Origin of the sequence: Streptomyces incarnatus (assembly GCF_001027185.1) — a bacterium.
Lineage (GTDB): Bacteria > Actinomycetota > Actinomycetes > Streptomycetales > Streptomycetaceae > Streptomyces > Streptomyces puniciscabiei.
In genome coordinates, this window is record NZ_CP011497.1 from 2,654,646 (window position 1) to 2,670,060 (window position 15,415).

Below are 15,415 nucleotides of genomic sequence, written 5' to 3' on the forward strand. Positions count from 1 at the left end.
GGGACGGCACGGACGGCGTACGACGAGGGCTCAGTGGCCGGTCTCGCCGCCGTTGTCGCGGCGGTCGAGGGCGCGCTGGAGGGCGGCGGCGGCGTTCTTGCGGTCGGACTCGCTCGCACGGGACACGTGGCGGACTCGGCGGCGGACGGTCGTCTCGGCCATGGGGATCGACTCCTTCGGCAAACACGGAGCACGGCAATGAGGGGTTACGAGACGCCGGAAGGGGCGGGGAGCCCTGGGCCGCAGGGGTTGCCTGCACCGGGCCCGGCTCACGACCGCCATTCGCTTGATCGAGCGAGACGTTCGGCTCCTACAAAGCTAAGGGAGCGGCCCGCTCCTGTCTCCACAATTACTCGGACTTCCTACTATCTGAGACAGTGGACCGCGTCACACCGCCCTGAGCTGCGGTTTCGTGCGTTCGGGTGACGCACCGCCGAGGGACCGCAGGGTGCGGATCAGGGCCCGTACGGCGGTCGTCGTGGCGAGTTCGGGGGTGGTGACGTAACCGACGGAGCGGTACGGCCGTTCCGGCCCGAGGTCGGTGATGCCGACGGCGGGCGGCGCCCCGGTGAGGGCGAGCGCGGGCATGACCGCCATGCCGAGCCCGCTGCCCACCATCGACAGCACCGCTCCGTCGTCCTCGGCGGTGACGGTCGCCGCCGGGATCCAGTCCTGGGCGGCCCACCAGGCGCGCGTGTAGGAGCCGCAGTTCTCGGCCCAGTCGACGAGCGGCAGGGTGCGGGGATCGGGGTGCCCGGCCGGATGCGCCAGGGAGTACGGCTCCTTCAGCAGCTCCCCGCCGACCAGCCCGGCCGGCGGCGGCCCGCTCAGGGTGGCGATCCCGAGGTCCGCCCGCCCGGCGGCGACCTCGCCCGCGGTGCCGGCGCCCAGTTCCCGTACGACCGTGACGGTCACCTCGATGCCGGGGTGCCGCTCGGATAGCCGTGCCAGGGCGGGCGGCAGCAGATGGAGGGCGGCGCTGCGGAAGGCGGCGATCCGCAGCGGCCCGGCGATCTCACCGGTGTCCGCCCCGCGGACGTCGGCGGCCAGCGCCCGCAGCATGCGCAGCACCCGCCGCGCGTGGGCCACCGCCCGCTCCCCCGCGGGCGTCGGCCGGGCACCGAACCGCCCGCGCTCGAACAGCACGACGCCCAGCTTCCGTTCGATGCCGCGCACGGCGTGCGAGACGGCGGACTGGGTGGCGCCGAGCCGGGCGGCCGCGGCGGAGAAGGCGCCCTCGTCGGCCACGGCGACGAGGATGCGCAGTTCCTGCGGGCCAAGGTCTGTTGCCGTCACCGCGGGCTCCCACCTGCACGTATGAGCCGGCTTCAGGGACCGGCGCGTTCCATGAGCCCAACCCCCTGCCCGCGCCCGGCATTCCTCCCTACCGTCCCCTGCCATGACCGAGATCGCGCTCACCGTGCAGCAGACCGCCCGCCCCACCGGCTTCCCCGCCCCCGAGCACTTCCGCTTCGCCGAGTCCCCGGTGCCCGAACCGGCGCCCGGTAGCGCCCTGGTGGAGAACCTGCTGTGGTCCGTGGACCCCTACCACCGCGAGATGATGGACGGCGACTTCGCCCTGGACGCCCCGCTGGAGGGCCGCACCCTGGGCCGGGTGGTCGCCTCCCGCACCCCTGCCCTGCCGGAAGGCTCGGTGGTCTTCCACCGCCAGGGCTGGCGCACCCACGCGGTGGTCCGCCCGGAGGAGGCCCGACGGCTCCCCCACCACCCGGGCGTCCCGCTGTCGGCGTACCTGAGCGTGCTGGGTGGCACGGGCCTGACGGCGTACGTCGCCCTGACCAGGGTCGCCCGGCTGCGCGAGGGCGAGGACGTGTTCGTCTCCGGCGCGGCGGGCGGGGTCGGCACGGCGGCCGGCCGCTTCGCCCGGCTGCTCGGCGCGGGCCGGGTGATCGGCAGCGCGGGCACCGCGGAGAAGGTGACGTACCTGACGGAACAGGTCGGCTACGACACCGCCTTCGACTACCGCACGGCCGCCGCCGCCGACCTGCTGGCCCAGGCCGCCCCCACCGGCATCGACGTCTTCCTGGACAACGTCGGCGGCGACCAGCTCGGCGCGGCGTTCGGCGCGCTGCGCGAACGCGGCCGGGTGGTGCGGATCGGCACGATCAGCCAGTACAACACCCCGGACGCCCCGCGGGTCGTGTTCAACCACGCCGACGTCGTGGAGAAGAGCCTGCGCATCGAGGGCTTCCTGGTGAAGGACCACCGGGACGCGCAGGAAGAGCTGTACGACTTCGCCGTACCGCATCTGCGCAGCGGGGCGCTGGTGGCGGACGAGACGGTGGTCGAGGGGTTCGAGCGGATCGTGGAGGCGTTCCTGCTGATGCTGCGCGGCGGGAACACGGGGAAGATCCTGGTCCGCGCGGTCTGACGCCTCCTCAGGTGACGTCGCCGTCACGCCAGTCCAGGACCAGCTCACGGGCGTGGTCGAGGGGCCCGGCGAGCGCGGGTCGCAGCCAGATGGCCCCTTCCTCGTCCTCGAGCCGGACGATGCCGTCCGGGGACAGAGCGTGCACCTGCCCACCCACCGCTGCCAGCCCCGGGCGGCGTACAGCCGGGCTCCCTCCTCGCTCGCGGAGAGCGCGCCGAGGTCGTAGGCCCGGTCGATCACCCGCTCCAGCTCGGCCATCACCCGCCCGCCGAGCCCGGTGCGCCGCACGTCGGCGCGTACGCCGACGGCCTCCACGTACCCGGCGCGCAGCCAGCGCCCGCGGTGCCGGACGCGCCGCATCACCACGGACCCGTGCGCGACCAGTCCGGCCCTGTCCTGCAGGAGCACGTGCATCCCGCCGAGCCCGTGATCCCAGTCCTCGTCGGAGAAGTCCCCGTCGAAGGCTTCGTCCAACAGGGCGCGGACGGCACGGAGTTCGTCGGGTTCGAGGCCGGCGGTGTGGGTGAGACGCAGTCGGGTGACCATGCCCCCATTGTCCCGTCGCCGCCCCGGCCTGCCGCCCGTGCACGGTGGCCTCCTGGGCCAAGAGGTTCGCCGCGGCCGGCCCAAGCCCGGGCGGTGACGGGCGCGGCTGGGGAACGGCCGGTGCCCGCATGGCAACGGGCCGGCGAGCCTGCTCCGAGGTCAGGCTCGCCGGCCCGTGTTCACGGGGGCTGAGGGTCAGCCCATGTGCGGGTAGGAGTAGTCGGTCGGCGGGACCAGGGTCTCCTTGATGGCGCGGGTCAGGGTCCAGCGCAGGAGGTTCTGGGGGGCGCCGGCCTTGTCGTTGGTGCCGGAGGCGCGGCCGCCGCCGAAGGGCTGCTGGCCGACGACGGCACCGGTCGACTTGTCGTTGATGTAGAAGTTGCCCGCCGCGTAGCGGAGCTTCTCCATCGTGTACGCCGCCGCCGCGCGGTCGTTCGCGATGACCGAGCCCGTGAGGGCGTAGTCCGACACCGACTCCATCTGGGTCAGCATCTCGTCGTACGTGTCGTCCTCGTAGACGTGCACGGCGAGGACCGGGCCGAAGTACTCGGTGCGGAAGACCTCGTTCTCCGGGTCGCTGCACTCGATGACGGTCGGGCGGACGAAGTAGCCGACCGAGTCGTCGTAGGAGCCGCCCGCGACGATCGTGCAGGCCGGGTCCTCCTTGGCGCGGTCGATCGCGGCCTTGTTCTTGGCGAAGGCACGGTCGTCGATCACGGCGCCGATGAAGTTCGACAGGTCGGTGACGTCACCCATGGTCAGGTAGTCGACCTCGGCCGCGAACTCCTCCTTGAAGCCGCTGTTCCAGATCGACGCCGGGATGTACGCCCGGGAGGTCGCCGAACACTTCTGGCCCTGGTACTCGAAGGCGCCCCGGGTGAGGGCCGTCTTGAGGACCGCGCGGTCGGCGCTCGGGTGGGCGACCAGGAAGTCCTTGCCGCCGGTCTCGCCGACCAGACGCGGGTACGAGCGGTACTTCTCGATGTTGGCGCCGACCGTCTTCCACAGGTACTGGAAGGTCCTGGTCGAGCCGGTGAAGTGGATGCCGGCGAGGTCGCGGTGTTCCAGGGCGACCTTGGAGACCTCGATGCCGTCACCGGTGACGAGGTTGATGACGCCCTTGGGCAGGCCGGCCTCCTCCAGGAGCTGCATCAGCAGGACGGCCGCGTGGGTCTGCGTCGGGGACGGCTTCCAGACGACGACGTTGCCCATGAGGGCGGGGGCCGTCGGCAGGTTGCCCGCGATGGCGCTGAAGTTGAAGGGCGTGATCGCGTAGACGAAGCCCTCCAGCGGGCGGTGGTCCAGGCGGTTCCACACGCCCGGGGAGTTCGCCGGGGGCTGCTCGGCGATGATCTGGCGGGCGTAGTGGACGTTGAAGCGCCAGAAGTCGACCAGCTCGCACGGCGTGTCGATCTCCGCCTGCTGGGCGGTCTTCGACTGGCCGAGCATGGTGGACGCGGCGATCGTCTCGCGCCAGGGGCCGGCCAGCAGCTCGGCGGCGCGCAGGATGATCGCGGCGCGGTCGTCGAAGGACATGGCGCGCCAGGCCGGGGCGGCGGCCAGGGCCGCGTCGATGGCGTCCCGGGCGTCCGCCTGCGTGGCGTGGCGGCCGGTGCCGATGACGGCCTTGTGGTTGTGCGGCTGGACCACCTGGAACGGCTCACCGCCGCCCAGCCGCTTCTCGCCGCCGATGGTCATCGGCAGCTCGATCGGGTTCTCGGCCAGCTCCTTGAGCTTGGCCTCCAGCCGGACGCGCTCGGGCGAGCCGGGGGCGTAGCCGTGCACCGGCTCGTTGACGGGGGTGGGGACCTGGGTCACAGCGTCCATGAGATCCGAACTCCTTGATCTTGAGCGGGTGTTGGGGCGCAGGGGGGGCTCAGCCCTTGCTGACCATCGAGCGGAGGAAGAACCGGAGGTTGGCCGGCTTCTCCGCGAGCCTCCGCATGAAGTAGCCGTACCAGTCGGTGCCGTAGGCGGTGTAGACGCGCATGCGGTGGCCCTCGGCGGCCAGGCGCAGGTGCTCGTCGCCCCGGATGCCGTACAGCATCTGGAACTCGTACTCGTCGAGCTTGCGGCCGGCCTTGTGGGCCAGTTCCTGGGCGATGGCGATCAGGCGCGGGTCGTGGGACCCGATCATCGGGTACCCCTCGCCCTCCACCAGGATCCGCAGCACCCGCACGTAGGCCTTGTCGATCTCGTGCTTCTGCTGGTAGGCGACCTCGGCGGGCTCCTTGTAGGCGCCCTTGACCAGGCGGACCCGGCTGCCTGCGGCGGCGAGCCGGCGGGCGTCGGCCTCGGTGCGGAAGAGGTAGGCCTGGATGACGCAGCCGGTCTGCGGGAAGTCCTTCCGCAGCTCCTCGTGGATGGCGAACATCGAGTCCAGGGTGGTGTGGTCCTCGGCGTCCAGCGTCACGGTCGTGCCGATGGCGGCGGCGGCCTCGACGACCGGCCGGACGTTGGCGAGCGCCAGCTCGTGCCCGCCGTCGAGGGCTTGGCCGAACATGGACAGCTTGACCGACATCTCGACCTTCTCGCCGAGCTGCAGCTCCTTGAGGTGGTCGATCAGCGCGAGGTAGGCGTCCCGGGCGGCGGTGGCCTGCTCGGGGGTGGTGATGTCCTCGCCGACGACGTCCATCGTCAGCTCCAGGCCCTTCGCGGTCAGGTCCTTGATGATCGGCACGATGTCGTCGACGGTCTCGCCGGGGATGAAGCGGTCGACGACCTGCTTGGTCACCGGGGCCGCCGAGATCAGGCGTCGCATCCGGTCGCTGCGCGACGCGGCGAGAATCACGGGACCCAGCACGGGGCACCTCCACAGACAAGCACCAATTCGGCCGTCACCCGACGATTCGGGTACGGCACGGAGAACCACCGTGAAACCTAAGGATCTCTCCGATCGTGAGCCATCGACAGCTGTCACGCATCCGTGCACTGGATCTCAGACAGGTGTATGAAGGCCGCCGGAAAATGAGGGAGAATGCCCGAGTGGCGGCGGATTTCAAGGCGTTCAAGGGCGACTACCAGGAGCTGGTGGACGAGATCTCGGAGCTGCTCGGGGTCCCGGCGACCCTGGAGAACCGCGACTTCGAGCTGATCGCCTTCGGCGCGTACGACAGCGACGACGAGCTCGATCCCTCCGCCCTGGACCCGGTCCGCACTCGCTCGATCCTGACCCGGCGCTCCACCGCGACCGTGCGCGCCTGGTTCGAGGGCTTCGGCATCACCCGCGCGACCGGCCCGGTGCGGATCCCGCCGAGCCCCGAGGCCGGGGTCTACCGCGGCCGGATCTGCCTCCCGGTACGCCACCGGGGTGTCGTCCTCGGTTACGTCTGGCTGCTGGACGGCGATCCCGGGCCGACGGACGAGCAACTGGCCGCCGCGATGGAGGTGGCCGGCCGGATCGGCGCGCTGCTCGCGGACGAGGCGGAGGCCGGGGCCGGGCTGAGCCGGGAGCTGCGGGCGGTGCTCACCGCCGAGCGCGGCTGGCAGCAGGACATGGCGGTGGCGGAACTGCGCACGGCCCTCGGCCCCCGCGCCGACGGCCCGCTCACCCTGGTCTGCGTCGCCCCCTGGCCCTCGGCCGACCCGGACGACGCCCCCGCCACCCGCACGATCCCCCACGCCGTCGCCCTGTGCACGCTCCCCTGGTACGCGTCGGAACAGAGCCTGGCCCTGCTGGTACGACTGCGGACCCCGGAGGTGCGCACACCGGCCCTGGCGGCGGCCGCACGCCTGCTCAAGGAGGCGGAGGGCGCGCGGGGGGCGCCGGGACGGGGCACCCCGGGGCGGGCGGCACCGGGTCCCGGCACCCCGGCTCACGGAACGCCGGGAAGCGCGGGGCGGGGGGCGGGGGCGACGGGTGGAGCGGCGAGGGGGGCGGCGAGTGGGGCGGGATTCCCTGGAGCGGGCCGGGGGTCCGGAGTGGCCCGGGGCTCCGGGGGCGCCGGGGGCTCCGGGGGCGCCGGGGGCTCAGGGGGTGCCGTGGGCATTGGGGGCGCCGCGGGCTCAGGGGGCGCCGCGGGCTCAGGGGGTGCCGGGGGCGCCGTGGGCTCCGGGTGCGTCGCCGGGATCGGGGATCCCCGTACCGGCCTCGCCGAGTTGGGCGCGGTCTGGCAGGAGGCCGCCGCCGCCGCGCGCGCCGCGCTGGCCGAGCCGCGGTTCGGGCCGGTCGCGGAGTGGGCGCGCATCGGACCGTACCGGCTGCTGACCACGCTGCCCCCGCAGGCCGCGCACGATCCCGTGGTCGGCCCCCTCCTCTCCCCCGCCCACCGGGAACTGGCCCGCACCGCCGAGGTCTACCTCGACTGCGCCGGCCAGGCCGGCCGCACCGCCGCGGAGCTGGGCATCCACCGGCAGACCCTCTACTACCGCCTCTCCCGGGTCGAGCAGCTGACCGGCCTGGACCTGGACGACGGTGAGGACCGCCTGCTGCTGCACATGGCCCTGAAGCGGGCCCGCCTGTGAAGTACCGGATCCCGTACGGGCCTTCCGGTACGGCGCGGCTCGTGCCGCCCTCTAGTCCCCCAAGTCACACCAGCCCCAGCCCAGCCACTCCCGACCACTCACCAGCCCCTCATCGGCCACTGACGCGACCACTCAGCGGCCGGTAATCGGAAGACATGAGCCACCCTCCCGAGCGCGGCCCAAGTCATCCACTTGCTCCCCGGCTAGGCGGGTGAGACTGCCCGTCACCCCTCGGCCGGCCCGGTGTTGCCTCTGCAGGCCCGGCGAGCGGCCCCGCAGTCACTTCCCGGCCGGTGCGGTCTCGGCTCGGCGTTTCACCGGGTGCTCGTGCTCGCCCCCGCGATGATCCGCCGCAGCCCCTCCGTCAGCTGGTCCGCCCTGGTCGCCGAGTCCGGGTCGAAGAGCCACTGGACCATGAGGCCGTTGAGGAGCGTCTGGTAGAGGCGACCCTCGGTGTCCACCGCCTCCGGGTCGAGATCGGCCTCCGGAATGCCGCTGAACAGGGACACGAGCCCGGAGCGGCCCTCCTGCTGCGCCTCGGCCAGCAGCTTGCGCACTTCCGGGAGCCGGTCTCCCTGGGCGATGAGTTCGTAGCTCAGCAGCCAGATCGCCCGCGCCTCGGGGACGCCCCGGATGACGTTCGTCCACACCTCCTGGAAGCGTTCCAGCGACCCCGGCGGCTGCGTCACCTTTCCGCCCATGGCGGGATCGAAGCTCTCGCCCACCTCCTCGATCAGCGACACATACGCCTGCACGAGCAGCGCGTCCTTCGACCCGTAGTGGTAGCCGATCGACGCCAGGTTGGTCCCCGACTCCTTGACGATGTCCCGCGCGGTCGTACGCAGGAACCCCTTCTCCATCAGGCAGCGCTTGGCGCCTTCGAGCAGATCCTCACGGTGTCCCATGGCCCCACCCTACCGCCGATCCATACGAGCGTCCTAGACAGGTGAATTATACATTCGTTCTAGACAACCGTTTAAGACGCTCGTACAGTCACTGCCATGACGAACGCGACGAGCACCACCACAACCCCGGCCACCCGTGCCGGACGGCGCGAATGGACCGCTCTCGGCGTGCTGATGCTGCCGCTGCTGCTGGTCTCGATGGACGTGTCGGTCCTGTACTTCGCGACCCCCGCGATCAGCGCGGACCTGCACCCGAGCGGCACCCAGCAGCTGTGGATCTTCGACGTCTACGGCTTCGTGCTGGCCGGCCTGCTGATGACGATGGGCTCCCTCGGTGACCGCATCGGCCGCCGCAGGCTCCTCCTGACGGGCGCCGCGGCCTTCGGCGGCGCCTCGCTCCTCGCGGCCTACGCGAACAGCCCCGAGACCCTGATCGCGGCCCGCGCGATCCTCGGCATCGGCGGTGCGACCCTGATGCCGTCGACGATGGCGCTGCTGCGCACGATGTTCACCGACCCCGCCCAGCGGGCGAAGGCGATCGGTCTGTGGTCCGGCGTCATGACCGGCGGTATCGCGCTCGGCTCGGTGATGAGCGGCATCCTGGTCGAGCACTTCTGGTGGGGCTCGGTCTTCCTGGTCAACCTGCCCGCGATGGCGCTGCTCCTGCTCCTCGGCCCGGTGCTGCTGCCGGAGTCCAGGGACCCGGCCCCGGGGCGCTTCGACTGGCCGAGCGTTCCGCTGTCGATGGCCGCCGTACTCCCTGTGATCTACGGCCTGAAGGAGATCCCCTCCGAGGGCTGGCACCCGCTCTACGTCGTCTCCGTCGCCGTCGGCCTGCTCTTCGCGGCCCTCTTCGTCCACCGCCAGCGCACCAGCGCCTCCCCGCTCATCCCGCCGGCCCTGCTGAAGGGCCACGGCTTCGCCCCGGCGCTGGTCCTGAACCTCATCGGCAGCCTCGGCATGATGGGCTCGGCCATCTTCACCACGCAGTACCTGCAGTCGGTCCTCGGGAAGAGCCCGCTGTCGGCGGCCCTGTGGAGCCTGCTGCCCTCGGTGTTCATCGGGTTCGCCGGGCCGGTGACCGCACTGCTCGTCCAGCGCGGCGTCAACCGCGGGTACGTCGTCGCCGGCGGCTTCGCGGCCATGGCGGCCGGTTACTCGATGCTCGCCCTCGTCGGCACCGACTCGCTGTGGCTGGCGCTGGCCGGAGCCGGCGTCCTCGCCTGCGGGCTGGTCGCGATCATGTCCCAGCTGACCGACCTGGCCATGAGCGGCGCCCCGGTGGAGCGGGCGGGCACGGCCTCCTCCCTGCTGGAGACCAGCGCCGAGTTCGGCGGCGCGCTCGGCATGGCGGTCCTCGGCTCGATCGGTACGGCGCTCTACCGCCACGAGATGCCGGCCACCGCCCCGGCCGCGGCCCGCGAGACCCTGGGCGACGCCCTCGCCACCGCCGCGCACCTGCCCGGCCGGGCCGGTGAGTCCCTCCTCGCGACGGCCCGTGAGGCCTTCACCACCGGCATGCAGGGCGCGGCGATCGCCGGGGCGGTGCTGCTGGCGCTGGCGGCGGTGGGGGCGGCGGTGACGCTGCGGAGGATCGAGGTGCGGGACGACGGTTGAGGCGGCACACGAGAACGCCGGGCGGGCTGACCGAGGTCAGCCCGCCCGGCGTTCCGGGATGTCGTTACGCGAGGTTCACCGAGCGGGCGGACGTCGCGCCGATCTCGGAGGCGACCTCGGACAGCACGGCGGGGCCCACCGTGTCGTCGACCGTCAGCACCGCCAGCGCCTCACCGCCGGCGACCGCACGCGCGACCTGCATACCGGCGATGTTGAGGCCCGCCTCGCCGAGGATGCGGCCGACGGTGCCGACGACACCGGGGCGGTCCTCGTAGCGCAGGACGACCATGTGGTCGGCGAGGGCGAGGTCGACGTCGTAGTCGCCGACCGCGACGATCTTCTGGACGTGCTTCGGGCCGGCCAGCGTGCCGGAGACCGAGACCTCCTCGCCGCCCGCGAGCGTGCCGCGCACGGTGACGACGTTGCGGTGCTCGGCCGACTCGGAGCTGGTGGTCAGCCGGACCTCGACGCCACGCTCCTGCGCGAACAGCGGCGCGTTGACGTACGACACCGTCTCGTCGACGACGTCCTCGAAGACGCCCTTGAGGGCGGACAGCTCCAGCACCTTCACGTCGTGCTGGGTGATCTCGCCGTAGACCTCGACGTCGAGGCGGTGCGCGACCTCACCGGCGAGCGCGGTGAAGATACGGCCGAGGCGCTCGGCGAGCGGCAGACCGGGCTTGACGTCCTCGGCGATGACACCGCCCTGGACGTTGACCGCGTCCGGCACCAGCTCACCGGCGAGGGCGAGGCGGACGGACTTGGCGACCGCGATGCCCGCCTTCTCCTGGGCCTCGTCGGTCGAGGCGCCCAGGTGCGGGGTGCACACGACCTGGTCCAGCTCGAACAGCGGGGAGTCGGTGCACGGCTCCTTGGCGTACACGTCGAGGCCGGCGCCGGCGACGCGGCCCTCCTTCAGCGCCGAGTACAGCGCCGCCTCGTCCACGATGCCGCCGCGCGCGGCGTTGACGATGCGCACGCTCGGCTTGACCTTGCGCAGCGCCTCGTCGCCGATGAGGCCGAGGGTCTCGGGGGTCTTGGGCAGGTGGACGGTGATGAAGTCGGAGACCTCCAGCAGCTCGTCCAGGGACAGCACCTTGACGCCCATCTGCGCGGCCCGCGCGGGCTGCACATAGGGGTCGTAGGCGACGACCTTCATGCCGAAGGCGGACATGCGCTGGGCGACCAGGGCGCCGATGCGGCCGAGGCCGACGACGCCGAGGGTCTTCTCGGCCAGCTCGACGCCCGTGTACTTGCTGCGCTTCCACTCGCCGTTCTTCAGCGCGGCGTTGGCCTGCGGGATGTTGCGGGCGGTGGCGAGGATGAGACCGCAGGCCAGCTCGGCGGCGGTCACGATGTTGGAGGTCGGGGCGTTCACGACCATCACGCCGGCCTTGGTGGCGGCGGAGACGTCGACGTTGTCCAGGCCGACGCCGGCGCGCGCGACGACCTTGAGCTTCTTCGCCGCGGCGATGGCCTCGGCGTCGACCTTGGTGGCGGAGCGGATCAGGATCGCGTCGACGTCGGCGATGGCGGGGAGCAGTTCGGCTCGGTCAGCTCCGTTGCAGTGCCGGATCTCGAAGTCCGGGCCGAGTGCGTCCACGGTCGCGGGCGACAGCTCTTCAGCGATGAGTACGACGGGTTTCGAGCTCACGTGAGGTCCTCACAAGTCCAATGCGGACGGCCGTCCCGACGGCCGCAGGCGGTGGAGGGGGCTAGCCGCGGAGACGCACGACGCTGTGGGCCTGACGCGTGTTTGTGCAGCAGTCTAGTGGCGTGGCGGCGGCTGGAATGCGCCTCCACGGAAGGATCACCCGGACGGGCAACTCCATTTTGTACGGAGGCTTCCCCGGATGGACGTCGGGGGCCGGAGCAGTACGCCCCGGCCCCCGACATGAGGCTTACGCCTCCTCGTTCACCCAGCTCATCAGCTTGCGCAGCTGCTTGCCGGTGGTCTCCAGCAGGTGCTCGGAGTCCTGCTGCTTGTACTCGTTGTACTTCTTCAGGCCGCCGTGGTACTCGTCCATCCACTGCCGCGCGAAGGAGCCGTCCTGGATCTCGGCGAGGACCTTCTTCATCTCGGCCTTGGTGGCGTCGGTGATGATGCGCGGGCCGGTGACGTAGTCGCCCCACTCGGCGGTCTCGGAGATGGACCAGCGCATCTTCTCCAGGCCGCCCTCGTACATGAGGTCCACGATCAGCTTCAGCTCGTGCAGGCACTCGAAGTAGGCGATCTCCGGCTGGTAGCCGGCCTCGGTCAGGGTCTCGAAGCCCGCCTTGACCAGCGCGGCCGTACCACCGCAGAGGACGGCCTGCTCGCCGAACAGGTCGGTCTCGGTCTCCTCGGTGAAGGTCGTCTTGATGACGCCGGCGCGGGTGCCGCCGATGCCCTTGGCGTAGGACAGGGCGAGCGCGAAGGCGTTACCGGAGGCGTCCTGCTCGACGGCGGCGATGCAGGGAACGCCGCGGCCCTCCTCGTACTGACGGCGCACCAGGTGGCCCGGGCCCTTCGGGGCGACCATGCAGACGTCCACGCCGGCCGGGGGCTTGATGAAGCCGAAGCGGATGTTGAAGCCATGGCCGAAGAACAGCGCGTCGCCGTCCTTCAGGTTCGGGGCGATGGACTCCTCGTAGACCTGGGCCTGGATCGGGTCCGGCACCAGGATCATGATGACGTCGGCCTCGGCGGCGGCCTCCGACGGCGTCACCACGCGCAGGCCCTGCTCCTCGGCCTTGGCCTTGGACCTGGAGCCCTCGTGCAGACCGACGCGGACGTCGACACCGGAGTCACGCAGCGACAGCGCGTGGGCGTGGCCCTGGCTGCCGTAGCCGATGACCGCGACCTTGCGGCCCTGGATGATGGACAGGTCGGCGTCAGCGTCGTAGAACAGCTCGGCCACTTTGGGTTCTCTCCTTGGTGTGCAGGTTGTGCGTCCCACCGTATGCCGGTGAGGGGAAGGGAAGTCTCGGGGTCTCGGCATCCGGGCGGACGGCGTGTCGCCGACCGCCCGGTTTCAGCCGTACATCGGCTCGTGCACCGGCTTGTGCTTCGGCTCGTGCTTCGGCTTGTACTTCAGCCTGTACTTCAGCCTCACGCGGATCGGTCGAGCGCGCGCAGCGAGCGGTCGGTGATCGAACGGGCGCCGCGACCGATCGCGATCGTGCCGGACTGCACCAGCTCCTTGATGCCGAACGGCTCCAGCATCTTCAGCATGGCGGACAGCTTCTCGCTGGATCCGGTGGCCTCGATGGTGACGGCCTCCGGGGAGACGTCGACGGTCTTGGCGCGGAACAGCTGGACGATCTCCACGATCTGGGAGCGGGTCTCGTTGTCGGCGCGGACCTTCACCAGCACGAGCTCGCGCTGCACGGCCTGACCGGGCTCCAGCTCGACGATCTTCAGCACGTTGACGAGCTTGTTGAGCTGCTTGGTCACCTGCTCCAGCGGCAGGTCCTCGACACCCACCACGATGGTGATGCGGGAGATGTCGGGGTGCTCGGTGACGCCGACCGCGAGCGAGTCGATGTTGAAGCCGCGGCGGGAGAAGAGGGCGGCGATCCGGGCCAGGATGCCCGGCGTGTTCTCCACCAGGACGGAGAGCGTGTGCTTGGACATGGTCTTTTTACGTCTCTCTCGCTCAGTCGTCTTCGTTGTCGCCGAAGTCGGGGCGGACGTCCCGGGCGGCCATGATCTCGTCGTTGGAGGTGCCGGCGGCGACCATCGGCCACACCATCGCGTCCTCGTGGACGATGAAGTCGATGACGACCGGGCGGTCGTTGATGGAGTTCGCCTCTTCGATGACCTTGTCCAGGTCCTCCGGGCGCTCGCAGCGCAGGCCCACGCAGCCCATCGCCTCGGACAGCTTCACGAAGTCCGGCACGCGCGTGCCCTTGGCCTCCGGGTTGATGTCGTCGGGGCCGCTGTGCAGCACGGTGTTGGAGTAGCGCTGGTTGTAGAACAGGGTCTGCCACTGGCGGACCATGCCGAGGGCACCGTTGTTGATGATGGCGACCTTGATCGGGATGTTGTTCAGGGCGCAGGTGGTCAGTTCCTGATTGGTCATCTGGAAGCAGCCGTCGCCGTCGATCGCCCAGACCGTGCGGTCCGGCTGCCCGGCCTTGGCGCCCATGGCGGCCGGGACCGCGTAGCCCATGGTTCCGGCGCCGCCGGAGTTCAGCCAGGTGGCGGGCTTGTCGTACTGGATGAAGTGCGCGGCCCACATCTGGTGCTGGCCGACGCCCGCGGCGAAGATCGTGCCCTCGGGAGCAAGTTGGCCGACGCGCTCGATGACCGCCTGCGGGGACAGGGAGCCGTCCTCGGGCTGGTCGTAGCCGAGCGGGTAGGTGTCGCGCCAGCGGTTGAGGTCGCTCCACCAGGCGGTGTAGTCGCCCTTGTGGCCCTCGCTGTGCTCCTTCTGCACCGCCTGGACCAGGTCGGCGATGACCTCGCGGGCGTCACCGACGATCGGCACGTCCGCGGCGCGGTTCTTGCCGATCTCGGCCGGGTCGATGTCGGCGTGGACGATCTTGGCGTACGGGGCGAAGCTGTCCAGCTTGCCGGTGACCCGGTCGTCGAAGCGGGCGCCGAGGGCGACGATCAGGTCGGCCTTCTGCAGCGCGGTGACGGCGGTGACCGCACCGTGCATGCCTGGCATTCCCACGTGCAGCGGGTGGCTGTCGGGGAACGCGCCGAGCGCCATCAGGGTGGTGGTGACGGGCGCTCCGGTGAGTTCGGCGAGGACCTTCAGCTCGGCGGTGGCGTGCGCCTTGAGGACGCCGCCGCCGACGTAGAGGACGGGCCGCTTGGCGGAGGTGATCAGCTTGGCCGCCTCGCGGATCTGCTTGGCGTGCGGCTTGGTCACCGGGCGGTAGCCGGGCAGGTCCATGGTGGGCGGCCAGGTGAAGGTGGTCTTCGCCTGGAGGGCGTCCTTGGAGATGTCGACCAGGACGGGGCCCGGGCGGCCGGTCGCGGCGATGTGGAACGCCTGCGCGATGACCCTCGGGATGTCCTCGGCCTTGGTGACGAGGAAGTTGTGCTTGGTGATCGGCATGGTGATGCCGACGATGTCCGCCTCCTGGAAGGCGTCCGTGCCGATGGACGAGGACGCCACCTGGCCGGTGATCGCGACCAGCGGGACGGAGTCCATGTGGGCGTCGGCGATCGGCGTCACGAGGTTGGTGGCTCCGGGGCCGGAGGTGGCCATGCAGACGCCGACCTTGCCGGTGGCCTGCGCGTAGCCGGTGGCCGCGTGGCCGGCGCCCTGCTCGTGGCGGACCAGCACGTGACGGACCCGCGTCGAGTCCATCAGCGGGTCGTACGCCGGCAGGATCGCGCCGCCGGGAATGCCGAATACCGTGTCAGCGCCGACCTCCTCGAGGGAGCGGATGAGGGACTGCGCACCCGTGACGTGCTCGACGGGGGCGGACTGCTGTCCTCCGGATCGGGGCCGCGGCTGCGGATGGGCCCCGGTGGCCTGCTCGGTCATCGGCA

The 15,415-nt window shown here is 71.3% G+C and carries 12 protein-coding genes and 1 pseudogene; 3 read left to right on the plus strand and 10 right to left on the minus strand.

The genetic code is table 11. From position 1 onward, the window contains the following. Positions 1-30 precede the first annotated feature (30 nt). Positions 31-162, minus strand: coding sequence for a hypothetical protein (locus ABB07_RS41515; protein WP_107100810.1), 132 nt, complete (start codon positions 160-162; stop codon positions 31-33). A gap of 225 nt (positions 163-387) precedes the next feature. After that, the gene (locus ABB07_RS11650; protein WP_208898653.1) at positions 388-1,296 is read right to left on the minus strand and encodes a LysR family transcriptional regulator; all 909 of its coding nucleotides are present in this window, start codon (positions 1,294-1,296) and stop codon (positions 388-390) included. Between the two features lie 103 nt (positions 1,297-1,399). Here ABB07_RS11650 and ABB07_RS11655 point away from each other — a divergent pair, with 103 nt between their 5' ends. After that, on the plus strand, positions 1,400-2,392 hold the full coding sequence (locus tag ABB07_RS11655; RefSeq protein WP_208898654.1) for an MDR family NADP-dependent oxidoreductase: 993 nt from the start codon (positions 1,400-1,402) through the stop codon (positions 2,390-2,392). A 7-nt stretch (positions 2,393-2,399) separates the two neighbouring features. Here ABB07_RS11655 and ABB07_RS11660 read toward each other — a convergent pair. The 3 genes and pseudogenes from ABB07_RS11660 to ABB07_RS11670 form a co-directional block, all read right to left on the minus strand. Beyond that, positions 2,400-2,938, minus strand: a pseudogene (locus tag ABB07_RS11660) (GNAT family N-acetyltransferase). A 195-nt stretch (positions 2,939-3,133) separates the two neighbouring features. Further along, the gene (gene pruA / locus ABB07_RS11665; protein WP_208898655.1) at positions 3,134-4,765 is read right to left on the minus strand and encodes an L-glutamate gamma-semialdehyde dehydrogenase; all 1,632 of its coding nucleotides are present in this window, start codon (positions 4,763-4,765) and stop codon (positions 3,134-3,136) included. Between the two features lie 49 nt (positions 4,766-4,814). Then, positions 4,815-5,741 (minus strand): proline dehydrogenase family protein, encoded by a 927-nt coding sequence (locus ABB07_RS11670; protein WP_208898656.1) that lies wholly within the window; start codon positions 5,739-5,741, stop codon positions 4,815-4,817. Positions 5,742-5,923: 182 nt separating this feature from the next. Between ABB07_RS11670 and ABB07_RS11675 the strand changes: the two genes are divergently transcribed. Continuing rightward, complete coding sequence (locus ABB07_RS11675) at positions 5,924-7,402, plus strand: PucR family transcriptional regulator (RefSeq protein WP_425264708.1); 1,479 nt, start codon at positions 5,924-5,926, stop codon at positions 7,400-7,402. A 314-nt stretch (positions 7,403-7,716) separates the two neighbouring features. Here ABB07_RS11675 and ABB07_RS11680 read toward each other — a convergent pair whose 3' ends face one another. Further along, positions 7,717-8,307 carry a TetR/AcrR family transcriptional regulator gene (locus tag ABB07_RS11680; RefSeq protein ID WP_208898658.1) on the minus strand — a complete coding sequence of 197 codons (591 nt, stop codon included), beginning with the start codon at positions 8,305-8,307 and terminating at the stop codon, positions 7,717-7,719. A 96-nt stretch (positions 8,308-8,403) separates the two neighbouring features. Here ABB07_RS11680 and ABB07_RS11685 point away from each other — a divergent pair, with 96 nt between their 5' ends. Further along, positions 8,404-9,924 (plus strand): MFS transporter, encoded by a 1,521-nt coding sequence (locus ABB07_RS11685; protein ID WP_208898659.1) that lies wholly within the window; start codon positions 8,404-8,406, stop codon positions 9,922-9,924. 64 nt (positions 9,925-9,988) lie between these two features. Here the strand turns inward: ABB07_RS11685 and serA are convergent, their stop codons facing one another. From serA to ABB07_RS11705, 4 genes are all read right to left on the minus strand, one after another. Continuing rightward, the gene (gene serA, locus ABB07_RS11690) at positions 9,989-11,578 is read right to left on the minus strand and encodes a phosphoglycerate dehydrogenase (RefSeq protein WP_208898660.1); all 1,590 of its coding nucleotides are present in this window, start codon (positions 11,576-11,578) and stop codon (positions 9,989-9,991) included. Positions 11,579-11,825: 247 nt separating this feature from the next. Beyond that, positions 11,826-12,824, minus strand: a complete 999-nt coding sequence (gene ilvC / locus ABB07_RS11695) for a ketol-acid reductoisomerase (protein ID WP_208898661.1) — start codon at positions 12,822-12,824, stop codon at positions 11,826-11,828. Between the two features lie 191 nt (positions 12,825-13,015). Continuing rightward, on the minus strand, positions 13,016-13,540 hold the full coding sequence (gene ilvN / locus ABB07_RS11700; protein ID WP_055708145.1) for an acetolactate synthase small subunit: 525 nt from the start codon (positions 13,538-13,540) through the stop codon (positions 13,016-13,018). 22 nt (positions 13,541-13,562) lie between these two features. Next, a complete protein-coding gene (locus ABB07_RS11705) occupies positions 13,563-15,410 on the minus strand; it encodes an acetolactate synthase large subunit (RefSeq protein WP_208898662.1) in 1,848 nt (615 codons plus the stop codon). Between the last annotated feature and the right edge of the window lie 5 nt (positions 15,411-15,415).